At 31.7% G+C, this 13,871-nt stretch carries 12 protein-coding genes, 5 tRNA genes and 1 other annotated feature (1 of these 18 cut by a window edge); of the genes, 14 read left to right on the top strand and 3 right to left on the bottom strand.

All coding sequences use genetic code 11. The annotated features are described in order from the left end of the window. Positions 1–21: 21 nt before the first annotated feature. Together dapB and dapA are read right to left on the bottom strand one after the other, a co-directional pair. Complete coding sequence (dapB, locus tag G9F71_RS19175) at positions 22–777, bottom strand: 4-hydroxy-tetrahydrodipicolinate reductase (protein WP_164950476.1); 756 nt, start codon at positions 775–777, stop codon at positions 22–24. Continuing rightward, complete coding sequence (dapA, locus tag G9F71_RS19170) at positions 777–1,670, bottom strand: 4-hydroxy-tetrahydrodipicolinate synthase (RefSeq protein WP_164950475.1); 894 nt, start codon at positions 1,668–1,670, stop codon at positions 777–779. Before dapA ends, dapB begins: the two co-directional genes overlap by 1 nt. Before the next feature lie 1,263 nt (positions 1,671–2,933). On the opposite strand from dapA, the gene G9F71_RS19165 reads away from it, so the two are divergent. The 13 genes from G9F71_RS19165 (at position 2,934) to G9F71_RS19105 (ending at position 11,792) form a co-directional block, all read left to right on the top strand. Then, positions 2,934–3,869 (top strand): ABC transporter permease, encoded by a 936-nt coding sequence (locus tag G9F71_RS19165; RefSeq protein WP_164950474.1) that lies wholly within the window; start codon positions 2,934–2,936, stop codon positions 3,867–3,869. A gap of 11 nt (positions 3,870–3,880) precedes the next feature. Beyond that, positions 3,881–4,798 (top strand): ABC transporter permease, encoded by a 918-nt coding sequence (locus G9F71_RS19160; protein ID WP_164950473.1) that lies wholly within the window; start codon positions 3,881–3,883, stop codon positions 4,796–4,798. 11 nt (positions 4,799–4,809) lie between these two features. Next, complete coding sequence (locus G9F71_RS19155; RefSeq protein ID WP_164950472.1) at positions 4,810–5,829, top strand: ABC transporter ATP-binding protein; 1,020 nt, start codon at positions 4,810–4,812, stop codon at positions 5,827–5,829. Further along, complete coding sequence (locus G9F71_RS19150; RefSeq protein ID WP_164950471.1) at positions 5,829–6,794, top strand: ABC transporter ATP-binding protein; 966 nt, start codon at positions 5,829–5,831, stop codon at positions 6,792–6,794. Before G9F71_RS19155 ends, G9F71_RS19150 begins: the two co-directional genes overlap by 1 nt. Before the next feature lie 349 nt (positions 6,795–7,143). Continuing rightward, complete coding sequence (locus G9F71_RS19145) at positions 7,144–8,841, top strand: peptide ABC transporter substrate-binding protein (protein ID WP_164950470.1); 1,698 nt, start codon at positions 7,144–7,146, stop codon at positions 8,839–8,841. A gap of 136 nt (positions 8,842–8,977) precedes the next feature. Beyond that, on the top strand, positions 8,978–9,211 hold the full coding sequence (locus G9F71_RS19140) for a small, acid-soluble spore protein, alpha/beta type (protein ID WP_164950469.1): 234 nt from the start codon (positions 8,978–8,980) through the stop codon (positions 9,209–9,211). 112 nt (positions 9,212–9,323) lie between these two features. Next, entirely contained in the window at positions 9,324–10,082 is a 759-nt protein-coding gene (locus tag G9F71_RS19135; RefSeq protein WP_164950468.1) for a class I SAM-dependent DNA methyltransferase, read from the top strand. A gap of 14 nt (positions 10,083–10,096) precedes the next feature. Further along, a complete protein-coding gene (hslO, locus tag G9F71_RS19130; protein WP_164950467.1) occupies positions 10,097–10,978 on the top strand; it encodes an Hsp33 family molecular chaperone HslO in 882 nt (293 codons plus the stop codon). A 378-nt stretch (positions 10,979–11,356) separates the two neighbouring features. Next, a tRNA-Val gene (locus tag G9F71_RS19125) sits at positions 11,357–11,432 on the top strand. Between the two features lie 5 nt (positions 11,433–11,437). Further along, a tRNA-Asp gene (locus tag G9F71_RS19120) sits at positions 11,438–11,514 on the top strand. A 23-nt stretch (positions 11,515–11,537) separates the two neighbouring features. Beyond that, positions 11,538–11,613 (top strand) — tRNA-Phe (locus tag G9F71_RS19115). A 5-nt stretch (positions 11,614–11,618) separates the two neighbouring features. After that, positions 11,619–11,693, top strand: a tRNA-Gly gene (locus tag G9F71_RS19110). A gap of 24 nt (positions 11,694–11,717) precedes the next feature. After that, positions 11,718–11,792: transfer RNA gene (locus tag G9F71_RS19105), tRNA-Cys, on the top strand. Between the two features lie 87 nt (positions 11,793–11,879). On the opposite strand, the gene G9F71_RS19100 is transcribed toward G9F71_RS19105, so the two are convergent. Then, a complete protein-coding gene (locus G9F71_RS19100; protein ID WP_164950466.1) occupies positions 11,880–12,575 on the bottom strand; it encodes a DUF6873 family GME fold protein in 696 nt (231 codons plus the stop codon). A gap of 156 nt (positions 12,576–12,731) precedes the next feature. Here G9F71_RS19100 and ytxC point away from each other — a divergent pair, with 156 nt between their 5' ends. Continuing rightward, on the top strand, positions 12,732–13,634 hold the full coding sequence (ytxC, locus tag G9F71_RS19095) for a putative sporulation protein YtxC (RefSeq protein WP_164950465.1): 903 nt from the start codon (positions 12,732–12,734) through the stop codon (positions 13,632–13,634). A gap of 146 nt (positions 13,635–13,780) precedes the next feature. After that, positions 13,781–13,871 (top strand) — a sequence feature (ribosomal protein L20 leader region) (it continues 20 nt past the right edge of the window).

Here is a 13,871-nt window from a genome sequence, read left to right as displayed (position 1 = left end):
GGCTATAATACTTGTTAAAAACTAAAGAGACGTATTAACTACATCGTCCATATTGTATAGACCTTTCTCTTTTTTGTATATATATTCACAGGCCTTTAATGCACCTATTGCAAAAACTTCTCTTGAGATTGCAGTGTGTTTAATCTCAATACATTCTCCTTTTCCTGCAAATATGATTTCATGATCACCTATAATATTTCCACCCCTTATAGCGTGAATGCCTATTTCATTACGTTCTCTTTTGTGTAAGCCATTTCTTCCGTTATTGAAGATGGTTTCCTCTTCAATAGAATCCTTAATTGTATTTGCAAGAAGCAGAGCAGTACCACTAGGGGCATCGACTTTTTGATTGTGATGCTTTTCAATTATCTCAATGTCAAAATCCTTATAAAGCATGTTACTTATACTTCTTAGCATATTATTAATAATATTTATACCTATAGACATATTTGCAGAGTGAAATACTGCAATGTCTTCGCTAAGTGAATAAATTTTAGAAAGTTGTTCCTGGGTATAACCGGTGGTGCAAAAGACAATAGGGATATTTTTCGCTTTGGAATACTGGCAAAGTGCATCTAGAGCATCTGGTCTTGAAAAATCTAAAATCACATCTATTTCATCCTCACATTCATTTATATGGTTATAGCATGGATAGGTTAAACCAGATGAATTTTTGTCAATACCAGCAACAATTGAAATATTAGTTGATGCTTTAGCCATTTCGGAAATAACTTTTCCCATTTTACCATTGCACCCATTTAGAAGCATTCTAATCATTAAATTTCCTCCTTTAAAGGTATGTTATATGCATTTAACTCTTTTTTTAGAATTCCTAGCGTATTTTCTTCCATTTCACATAGTGGTAGTCTTAATGGACCTACTTTAAGTCCCATAAGATTCATAGCTGTTTTTACAGGGATAGGATTAGTTTCTATAAACATAGCGCTATTTAGAGCAAGAAATTCCAGTTGGATTTTTAGAGCCTCTGCATGCTCACCCTTTAAATACAATTCACACATGTTATGAATCACTGTAGGAATTATATTTGCAAGAACAGATATAACACCAATAGCACCTAGGGAAAGTATAGGTATAGTTTGGTCGTCGTTACCTGAATAGATATCTAACCTATCTCCACATAGAGATTTAATCTGTGCTATTTGACTTATATCTCCGCTTGCTTCTTTAATTGCTACAATATTTTGTACTTCGCATAATTTTAGAAGGGTGCTTGGAGTAATATTAAGAGCTGTTCTTGAAGGAACGTTATATATTATTATTGGTGAAGTTACACTATTTGCAATTGCAGTAAAATGCTCAACTAAACCTTTCTGAGTAGTTTTATTGTAGTAAGGTGTAATTACAAGCAATCCATCTACTCCTATTTTTTCTGCCCATTTACTCATGATTATGGCAGAAGCAGTATTGTTACTTCCTGTACCTGCAATTACTGGAATTCGCTTATTAACTACATCCACCACAAATTTTATGGTTTCTTTTCTTTCTTGCTCTGTCATAGTAGAAGCTTCGCCAGTAGTACCACATACTATAATAGCATCTGTCTTGCTGTTAATCTGCCATTCTATCAATTCTTCCAGTTTTTTGAAATCTATTCCTCTTTCATTAAATGGGGTGACTATTGCAACACCAGAACCTTTAAAAATACTCATGTGATTACCTCCTCGTAGTTATATGGAGAATAACAATTATTATTCTCCATATACTATCTTATTTCTATTACTATATATTTATTAATTTAAATTATGTTTAGTGAAGCATTTTTTTTATTTTAATTTATAAATTAAAATGACACATGCATTATCACTAAAATGTCTTTCTTTACTATATTATATAGCCCCTATGTGGAAATATATATACTTTTGAAAAAATAAATGAAAATCTAAAATATAAAGCTTGCAAGAAAGTATTCATAATATTATAATTATGAAATAATAATATGAATATTTTAGTTAATGTCATATTACCATAATCATCATAATTAATAACGACAAATAAGTTTGACAACTTACAAAAACCGTGATAATATAAAAAAAAGAAAATAATAATAAACTTGTAAAATGTTTCAAAATGACATTGTTCAATGTATTTGCATCTATAAAACTACAGCTAATTACAAAATGTTTTATAAATTAAATTATAGGAAGAGTATTTTCTTAGGTCTAAATTATATTAAAATGATTTCATTTACAATAAAAATTGACAGAATATTTTTTATTTATTAAAATTTGTGAAAGTTCTCATTCTTATATAAATCAAATTGACTTAAAAAACAGTTTTAACACAGGAGTTTTAAATTTATTTTGAAAAATCTTCATTTGGGCTTAATAAGTATTTTACTTATTGCTATATAAACATATTGAAAAATCTAGGGGGGAATTTTAGTGAAAAGTAAAAGGAGGTATTGAAAAGTTAATTTAATGAAGCAAATTATTTCAATGTAGAAAAACAACAGAAAAAGTCGTATAAAAGTGAAAATTTTAACTTAAGTTTAATGGTGTTATAGGAAATAATTAAAATTGTAAAAACCTTATAAATTCACAAAAATACCGTTATTAAAACGGAAATTATCTTGATTTCCATTTTTAGATGCTATATGATGAATCATAAACTGAAACGAAAGTAGTTATTAGAAAAAATTAAACTAACTATAACTAAATAGTTAGCAGTTCAGAATTAAAGTACAGCTTAAATTCGGAATTGTTTGAATATTTACAATGTAAATACTTTTGCAATTATCCAAATGGAATTCATTATATAATTTTATTTTTATAATAAAAAATGTGTACATGTTATTTTATTATTTTAAATGATACTATAGAAGTGAAAAGGTTTACTTTGATTTACAGCATTACATGGTAATGAACAAAATAAAATTGATTTTTTAAAAATTAATGATGGGGGGATTTTAAAAAATGTTTAAATTTATACTTAAGAGATTAGGCTATATGTTTGTGACTCTTTGGATAGTAGCTACTATTACATTTATGTTGATACACGCTATTCCGGGAGATCCATTAGCGTCACTGGGAAGAAAATTGCCAGAACAGATAAGAGAAAATTACTATGAAAAATATGCCCTAAATAAACCAGTAATAATACAATATGGTAAGTTTATGCAAAATATTGTAGTTCATGGAGATTTAGGCGAATCACTTGCTTACCCAGGAAGAAAAGTTAGTGATGTTATAAAACTGCATGCACCAGTATCTGCAAGACTAGGTGTACAAGCGCTTGCAATGGGTTTTTTCATAGGGGTAAGCCTTGGGATATTAGCCGCTTTTAATAGAGGAAAATGGCCAGATTATATCGTTATGTTTATAGCAATATTAGGTGTTTCTATACCAAGTTTTGTTATGGCATCTTTATTGCAATACTTCTTTACAGTTCAATTTCAGTGGTTTCCAACCACAGGATGGGGCGGGTTTGAATACACCGTATTACCAAGTATAGCCTTAAGTTTTAGTTCTGTAGCTACTTATGCCAGATATATGAGAGCTAATACTCTTGATGTAATAGGGCAAGATTATATATTAACAGCAAAATCTAAAGGTATCACAAAACTTAGCTTAGTATGGAAACATGTTATTAGAAATGCCATACTTCCAGCTATTACAATTTTAGGACCACAACTGGCAGGTATATTCGTAGGATCTTTTGTTATAGAAAGTATATTTTCAATTCCAGGATTTGGTTTTAACTTTGTAACTTCAATAGGGGATAGAGATTACAGTATGATTATGGGACAAACAGTTTTCCTATGTGCCTTAGTAATAGTTGCATATGTTTTAGTGGACATATTATATTCATTGGTTGATCCAAGAATAAGATTAACTGGAGAAAAGAGATAGGGGGGGAAAGTATGGCACAGTTATCAAAAGAAAAGTTTATAATAATTGGATGTGAAAATGCTAATGCTGATGAAATATTAAGGCCTAGTATAACCTATTGGCAAGATGCATGGAGAAGATTGAAACAAAATAAAGTGGCTACTGCTTCATTAATAATGCTAATTTTAATATCAATAATGACTATTTTTGGACAATATATTAATGGATTTAATTTCGAAGTTAAAAATGATGCCTTAGTAAATATGAGTCCCAACTCAGTGCATTGGTTTGGAACTGATAATATTGGACGTGATGTGTTTTCAAGAGTCTGGGCCGGCGGTAGGGTCTCTATAATTATAGGAATTGTAGGAACGCTTGTAGATACTATAGTAGGTAGTATTTATGGTGGAATATCTGGCTTTTTCGGCGGAATTGTGGATGACATTATGATGAGAATAGTTGAAATACTTGGAAGTATTCCTTATCTAGTAGTTGTTATACTAGTTTCATTAATATTTCAAAAAGGTATTTTGTCTATTATTATTGCCATGACTATAACGGGATGGGTTTCAATGGCAAGACTCGTGCGTGGACAGTTATTACAAATAAAAGAACAGGAATATGTACTAGCGGCTGCGGCTCTTGGTGCTAATCCTTCAAGAATTATTGCAAAACACTTACTTCCAAATACATTAGGAATAATGATTGTAGCCATTACTTTCGACGTTCCAAGCTTTATATTTGGAGAAGCTTTCTTAAGCTTTTTAGGTCAAGGGATTCAATCGCCGCATACAAGTTGGGGAGCGCTAGCAGCAGCAGCACAAGGAAACTTAATGTTTTATCCTTATCAGTTATTCTTCCCATCGCTATTTATTAGTTTAACTATGTTATCATTTACATTGCTTGGTGATGGTTTAAGAGATGCGCTAGATCCGAGATTACGTCAATAGGGAGGAAAAAAATGGAAAAAATATTAGATGTAAAAGACTTAAGAGTTTCATTTCACACTTATGCAGGTGAGGTACAAGCAGTAAGAGGTATTTCTTTTTACTTGAAAAAGGGTGAAACTTTAGCTGTAGTTGGAGAATCTGGATGTGGTAAAACTGTTACTTCAAAATCACTAATGAGATTAATTCCAGAGCCACCTGGAGAAATAAAAAAAGGTTCAAAGATACTATTTGATGGCAAGGATATTAGTCTTATGTCAGAAAAAGAGCTTAGAGCGCTCAGGGGTTCAGATATTTCTATGATATTCCAAGACCCTATGACATCGCTAAACCCAACTATGACTATTGGAAGACAAATATCAGAAAGCTTAATTATACACAGAGGAATGAGTAAAACAGAAGCTATGAATGAATCAATAAAAATGTTAAATCTGGTTAATATTCCTGATGCTGATAAACGTGCTCACCAATATCCACATGAATTTTCAGGTGGTATGAGACAAAGAGCAATGATAGCTATAGCATTAGCTTGTAACCCTAAAATACTTATAGCAGATGAACCAACAACAGCCCTAGATGTTACAATACAAGCTCAAATAATGGACCTTATTTCGAATCTTCAAGAAAAGCTTGGAACGGCAGTTATTCTTGTGACTCATGATTTGGGAATTGTTGCAGACGTTGCAGATAGAATACAAGTAATGTATGCAGGACAAATAATAGAACATGGAACGATAGATGAAATATTTAAAAACCCACAACACCCATATACTTGGGCGCTACTTCAATCAGTTCCAAGACTGGACACGAAAAATAAAGACAAGCTTTACTCCTTACAAGGAACACCACCGGATTTACTTAAACCGCCAGTAGGATGTTCTTTTGCAGCAAGATGCGAGTATTGTATGCAAATATGTAGAGAAGAAATGCCAGAAGTTACAACTTTAAGTGAAAACCATGAAGTTTGCTGTTGGTTAAAACATTCTATGGCACCAAAGGTTGATATTCCTGAAGCATTAAGAGGTGGAGAATAATGGATAAAAATAATGATATTTTAATAGAGGTAAAAAATCTTAAAAAATATTTTCAGGTTGGTAAACATGCTACATTAAAAGCTGTGGATGATGTTAGCTTTTTCATAAGAAAAGGTGAAACACTAGGACTTGTTGGAGAATCTGGTTGTGGAAAGACTACTTGTGGAAGAACAGTAATGGGTATGTATAGTGCAACTGGTGGAGAGGTATTATTTGATGGAATTGATGTTCATAAATTAGACAAAAAAGCCAAAAAAGATTTCGCAAGAAGAGCACAAATAATATTTCAAGATCCTTATGCTTCATTAAATCCAAGAATGACTGTTGGAGATATAATTGGTGAGGGCATAGATATTCATAATTTATACACTGGCCAAGAAAGGACTAATAGGGTATTTGAACTTTTACGACTAGTAGGACTTAATAAAGAACATGGCTCAAGATTTCCACATGAATTTTCAGGTGGACAAAGACAAAGAATAGGAATAGCAAGGGCTCTTGCTATAGAACCAGATTTTATAGTATGCGATGAGCCTATTTCAGCTCTTGACGTTTCAATTCAAGCACAAATTGTTAATTTATTGATACAGCTTCAACAGGAGCTAGGACTCACTTATTTATTTATAGCTCATGACTTATCAATGGTTAAACATATATCGGATAGGGTAGGGGTAATGTACCTTGGATCTATGGTAGAGCTTGCAAGCAGTCATGATTTATATGAAAAACCACTTCATCCATATACTCAAGCACTTTTATCAGCAATACCAGTACCTGATCCAGAAGTTGAAAGAAAAAAGGCTAGAATTAAACTAGAGGGAGAAGTACCAAGTCCTATAAATCCAAAACCAGGTTGCAGATTTGCGCCTAGATGTAGATACGCAAAGCCAATTTGCAGTGAACAAACACCAGCCCTTAAAGAAATAGAAAAAGAGCACTATGTTGCTTGTCATTTATTTGATTGAAATTATTGAACTGAAATATAGTGAAAATTCGAAACATTTAACCAAATAACATGGTGAAAAATCATAATTGCTATATTCAGAAAATTATACTTGATTTTCTGAAATAGATGGTATATTATGAGAATAAGAATTTAAGTAGTATGTAAAACCTAAGTATACTGTGTATACTTAATGTATAGTATACATCATACATACTATATATGATGCTAATAAAGCTAAATAGGTTATATTATCAATTTATTTTTATACAGATTATATTGATAATAAATATATACTTATTATCCAAATTTAATAATAAGATTTTATAAATTTTTATTATTGGTCTAACATATTAAAGGGGGGTTTTTTCGTGAAAACAAAAAGATTAATGGCCACTTTACTAACACTTTCACTAACAGCTTCAATTGCATTAGTAGGTTGTGGGAAGAAAACTGCGGTAACACCTGAAACAAAACCTGGTACGGATGCTACAGTTAAAATGGATAAAGAGCAATATTTAAATGGTATTTTACGGGCTGAACCAAAAACACTTGATCCATCACTTGCAACAGATGGGTATGCATCAGAAGTTTTAGTTAACTGTATGGAAGGTTTAACTAGAGTTGAGCAAGATGACAATGGTAAAGATGTTATAAAACCGGCAGGAGCAAAAGAGTGGAAAACTAATGCAGATAAAACTGTATGGACATTCAATTTAAGAGATTATAAGTGGAATGATGGAAAAGCGGTAACAGCTCAAGATTTTGAATATTCCATTAAAAGAGCTCTAGATCCAAAGGTTGGTTCCACATATGCATTTATTTTATTTCCTATAAAAAATGCTCAAGCATATAATTCTAAAAAAGTAAAAGTTAAAGAAGTAGGAGTAAAAGCAATAGATGCAAAAACATTAGAATTTACATTAGAGAAAGCATGCCCATACTTCTTGGATTTAACGTATTTTAAAGTTATGTATCCACAAAGAGAAGATATAATTAAAGCTAATGGAGATAAATATGGTACAGAATCAAGTACAATGGTATTTTGTGGACCATATATCCTAAAAAACTGGGCACATCAAAGTAAGTTGGAATTCGAAAAAAACTCAACTTATTGGGACAAAGATTCGGTTAAACTTAATAAGTTAACTCTTAATATTATAAAAGAAGAACCAGCAAGAATGAACTCATTGTTAAGTGCAGCTGTTGATACTGCTGAAGTTGCTAAACCAGAATGGATACAAAAATTTACTGCAACAGGTAAATTTGATGTGTTAAAAAAGAATGATCCTTCAGCAAACTATAATTTCTTTAATCAAAAAAATAAATATTTTAAAAATGCCAAAATACGTCAAGCATTTTCTTTAGCTGTTGATAGAGAAGATACAATAAAGGTTTTATTTAAAGGTTTAGGTCAACCAGCATATGGATTTTGTCCACCGACTCTTCAAATAGGTGGAAAAGATTTTAGAGAAGCGGTTGGGGTAGAGCCACTTAAAGCACTTAAGGCAGCGAATCCAGATCCTAAAAAATTGTTAATTGAAGGTTTAAAAGAAATTGGAGCAGATCCAAATCCAGCTAAGATGGACATTACTATTTTGCAATCTGGAACTGATGCTGCGACTAGAGAAATGGCAGAGTATAATCAACAAATGTACAATAAAAACTTAGGTGTAAATTCAAAAGCGGAGTATGTTGAATGGCCAGTATTCCAAAAAAGAACAGACGATTTCGATTACCAAATGGCTGGCGCTAGATGGACAGGAGACTATAACGATCCCAATACCTTCTTTGATTTGTTTGTGACTGGAGCTAATCAATGTGCCACAGGTTGGTCAAATCCAAAGTATGATAAGCTAATTAAAGATGCGGCTAATACAACAAATCCAGTAGAAAGAACAAAGTTCTTTAAAGAGGCAGAGCAAATATTATTAGCAGATGATGCTGCGATTGCTCCAACCCTATATAGAATGAAAAATATTTTTAGCTATAAATATGTAAAGAAAGCAATGGTACCATTATTTGGTTCTAATGACTATAAATATACTTACACTTCTGGAAGAAAGTAATATTTATTTTGTGAATAAAAGGATAGTGCGGTAATAAAATTTACCTCACTATCTTTTTATTTTTTTATTATGAATAAAAAAACTTCAAATTGTAAAAAATATTAAAATATTATATATTACAATTTGGAGGGTTATCATGGGAAAAACACCTTTAAAAAAAATTATTAAAGCTAAACTAAAAGGGAACAAAGAGCTAACTGAAAACGAAATGCTCCGTGAAACATTAAAATATGAAATAGCCGAAGAATTAGGACTAACAGAGAAGATAGAAGCCTGTGGCTGGAGTGGACTAACAGCAGAGGAAACAGGAAGAGTTGGGGGACTAATGACCAAAAAAAAGAAAAGTATAAATCTTCCTAAAAACGAATAAATTTTTAAAAGAACAGCAAATTATTTTGGACAATATTTGGTGTATAGGTTAGAATATTATATACCATTATAGTTTTAAATGGAAAGGTCTTTGAAAAAGGAGAAATGTTAAAATGGATTGTTATAAAGAGTTTGCTCACATATACGATGAACTTATAAATTCTGATATTGATTATAAAACATGGGCTGCAAATATATTATGTATTTGCAGTGAATATGGCATTGATAGGTCGAGTTACTTAGATTTAGCCTGTGGTACAGGAAATCTTACTGTAGAAATTGCAAATGGATTTAAGCAAGTATGGGCAGTTGATTTATCTTGTGATATGTTGTGTGAAGCAGAGAAAAAAATTAGAGATGCAGGTATAAAGGCAAAATTTGTATGTCAAAATATTTGTGAATTGAATTTAAATAATACCTTTAATCTCATAACTTGCTGTTTAGATTCTACTAACTATATATTAGAAGAAGAAAATTTTAAAAAGTATCTATTGGGGGTTTATGATGTATTAAAAGAGGATGGGTTATTTATCTTTGATATTAACTCTTATTATAAACTCACTAATGTGCTTGGAAATAATATTTATAATTACGATTCGGATGATGTAGTCTATATTTGGGAGAATTATTTAGAAAATGATATAGTAGAAATGAATTTAACCTTTTTTGTAAAAGAAGGACAAGTATATAGACGCTTTGACGAGGAGCATTCAGAAAGGGCCTATAAAGAAGAATATGTAGAAAATGTTATCAAAGAAATTGGATTTGAAATAATAAAAAAAATGGATAACTATGAAGATAAGATAGTAAGCGAAAACACAGAGCGAATATGTTATGTGCTTAGCAAGTCAAAAAATAATAAAAGGGGATAAGGGGGAATTAGTGTATGGATAAATTGGTTAGAGCTACTGCAAAGGGTGGACAGGTTAGAATAATTGCAGCCATAACTACGAATTTAGTAAATGAGGGAGTAAACATGCATAAATGTGCGCCTACTGCAGCCGCAGCATTAGGTAGGATGCTAACAGCTGGGACACTTATGGGTACTATGCTAAAGTCGCAGAGTGATAGTTTAACACTGCAAATAGATGGTGGAGGAAAAGCTAGAAGTGTTGTAGTAACTGCTCATGCAGATTCAAGTGTAAAAGGATATATAGGAAATCCTGATGTAGATTTACCTGCGAATAGCAAGGGGAAACTTGATGTAAGTGGCGCCATTGGTGTAGATGGTTATTTAAGAGTTATAAGAGATATGGGGCTAAAGGAGCCGTATATAGGGCAAGTACCAATATCAACAGGGGAAATTGGAGATGATCTAGCTTATTACTTTACTGTTTCAGAGCAGACACCGTCAGCTGTGGGCCTTGGAGTATTAGTGGATACGGATATGAGTATTAAAGCCTCAGGAGGGTTTATAATCCAAATGATGCCTGGTGCAGATGAATTTTTGGCTGATATAATAACATATAGGCTTGAAGAAATTCCATCAATAACCGAATTCATAGAAAAAGGTATGACTATTGAAGAGATTTTAGAATTTATATTTGAAGATATGGAACTTAAAATACATGAAGAGATTCTGCCAACATATAAATGCGATTGTTGTAGAGAAAGAGTGGAGAGGGCATTAATAAGTATAGGTAGAAAGGACTTAGAAGAATTATATGATGACGGTAAAACAGAGGAAATTAAATGTCATTTTTGTAATAAGAATTATGAATTTAATCATGAAGATATTGGGCAATTGCTTAAAAACGTTAATTCATAGATTAAGATATACTTTTTAAAAGGAGAAAGTTGTGAAGCAACGAATGATCATTGATCATTCGAGAAGATTGCTTCGCAAATTTCTTATATCACTAAATTAAGGATAGTATACTTGGATTGTTATTTATATTTTTAACTCCTTAAGTTGCACATATTGAAAAACACAGATAAATAGAGTAAAATTGACAATTGAGGAGTATAAGTGAAATATATATGAATATCCATGATAGTTATTGTTGACAAGTTTAAGAAAATCTTATAATATATAAATGTACTTAGTCCTTAGCAAACAAACAAAAGCGTGCAAAACAATTAATGCATAAAGTTGTTGACAAGTGCCAAGAAGTGATGTACAATAAAATAGTTGATGAAAATATATGGGAGCATAGCTCAGCTGGGAGAGCATCTGCCTTACAAGCAGAGGGTCACAGGTTCGAACCCTGTTGTTCCCACCATATATGGCCCAGTGGCTCAGTTGGTTAGAGTGCCGCCCTGTCACGGCGGAGGTCGACGGTTCGAGTCCGTTCTGGGTCGCCATTTTAAAATTGGAAAAATATTAAGGCTGGATAGCTCAGTCGGTAGAGCAGAGGACTGAAAATCCTCGTGTCCCTGGTTCGATTCCTGGTCTAGCCACCAATGTTGCGGGAGTGGCTCAGTGGTAGAGCGTCACCTTGCCAAGGTGAACGTCGCGAGTTCGAATCTCGTCTTCCGCTCCAATTTTAAATTCAAATTCAATTAATGGCGCTATAGCCAAGCGGTAAGGTCAAGGTCTGCAAAACCTTTATTCCCCGGTTCAAATCCGGGTGGCGCCTCCATGAAAAACACCATAATTATATGGTGTTTTTTTTGCGTTTAACCATAGCACGGAAGCGACTGTGGTGAAAAGCTAAAGAGCATTTTTTTCAGATTCTAAAAATACTCCCTCTATCAACTAGTTTCCCATTTCTTAAAAACACAGGTTCTACCTTGTGTTTATTCAAAAATTTTAATACTTCTTTTCCATACAAATAGTTATCTAAGTGACCATAAAAAGCTAAGACGTTGTCGCAAAGAAGGCCGGTTGCGCCACCGATAAAACCGTAGTTAAGTCCTGGAAGGAGAATATCCCCAGGAGGTACTAATAAAACGTCTATTTTTTCAAGGCTTAAGGCTTTGGCAATAGAAACATCACTAGTGATGACTGCATGATTATTTACTATGCAAGTAGAACATTTTGTATAACCTTGCTTTACATTTACTATTTTTTTGTTTTTAAAAAATGATAAAAGATTACTATCTGTATAATTAACAGAGTGAACAAAAAGATTCCCAATGCACAATGCATTGAGGCATATATCATAAGGGTATAAACTTTGCAGGGTTGAATTTGATTTATAAACTTTGTAATTTAGTAAATCTAACTCCTGTATAAATTTATTACTCATATCTTTATGTACCATAATACTATGGCCCCAAATATGCATAAGCATATCTGGGTGGCCACATATAGCCTCATATAAAAGGTTGCTAGGAGGGCAAATAAGCAAGTTATATCCCAGAGAAATTAAATTTTCTTTCTCTTCATTATGAATTCTAAAATCAACAATAAGATTTTTCATTTTCATCCTCTTATTTCATATATATTTTTTTATTTGTATAGTTTACGTTATAACATAAAGTTATTGTAAATTGCAATATGTCGATTATTGTTTAATGTATTTTGCATATCCATTAATTTTACACACATACTATCTTATGAGAAGGGAGCGTGCGAAATGCTTTTATTAACTGTTGTATATAATAGCAGTATGGAATGCATTATTGGTGAAATCAAAGACATTACAAAGTGCTTTGAACATAAAAAGATGATTTTAGGTATAGCAGAGTGTATAATAGAAGACACTCACTTCATAAAATTTTTTTGTGGGGATGATAACTTAAGTGATAGTAGTATAAAAATGTTTAATTTAAATATTGCTAATATGTTATATAAAATAGTAATAAGGGAATTTTGTAAAAAGGAAATGAATGATTTTCTAACTGAAACTTATTTTTTTCTTGGATATGATGAAATGAAACAGGTTAAGCCTAGAATACAAGAGGCATTGCTCAATGAAGGGTCAATAGCAGGTCCTACTGCGGTATATTGTATAAATAGAAAAAATAGTATTATGGATAAAATAACTAAATGTATAGAAGAAAATAAGGAAATTAATATAAGTGGATTTTTAACTTTTAGGACAAAAGCCTTGAAAACTGATTTAGAGTGTATGGTTGATAAAGTTGTAGAAGAATATATGGTAGAAAAAGAATATAATGAGTTTATAAAGCTACTTAAATATTTTGTTGATATTCAAGAAAGCAAGGTAGCTGAGATTAATATTTTAATCGAAAAAAATGGAGAGTATTACTTAAGGGATGAACAAGGAAATGATTTAGCAGGAGATATGCTAATGGAACTACCAGAAGTTAAATTTGATTCAAAGGAAAATACAGAAGAACTTATAATTAGTACAATGATAACTAGTGCTCCTAAAAAGGTAATTATACACTGTGCCCATAATTGTAAAAATAAAGAACTATTACAAACTATAAGTAAGGTCTTTGTGGATAAGGTTTATTATTGTGAAGAGTGTACTGCATGTGAAAAGATAAAAAATGGTATAAAACTATTGTAATTATGATATCTCAAAAAACAATAAGCCAAAGATGTCTATATTTAAAATAAAAACAAAAAAATGTTGACAAACAGAGATTTAAATAGTATAGTTTTAATTGTTGTGAATGGAAATATAAAAAAATATTTTAATATAATAGAATTGTATTTAACAAGAAGAAACAGCCGTTTCTCACCTAACAGTAATGCTAGTTAGGTTAATTAGTAATTTAAACTTGTTACTATTAAGGACGGCATT

The sequence above is a fragment of the Clostridium sp. FP2 genome (assembly GCF_011065955.2).
GTDB lineage: Bacteria > Bacillota > Clostridia > Clostridiales > Clostridiaceae > Clostridium_AD > Clostridium_AD tagluense.
Note: the sequence above shows the minus strand (reverse complement) of the source record. Positions and strands in the feature narration are given on the sequence as shown.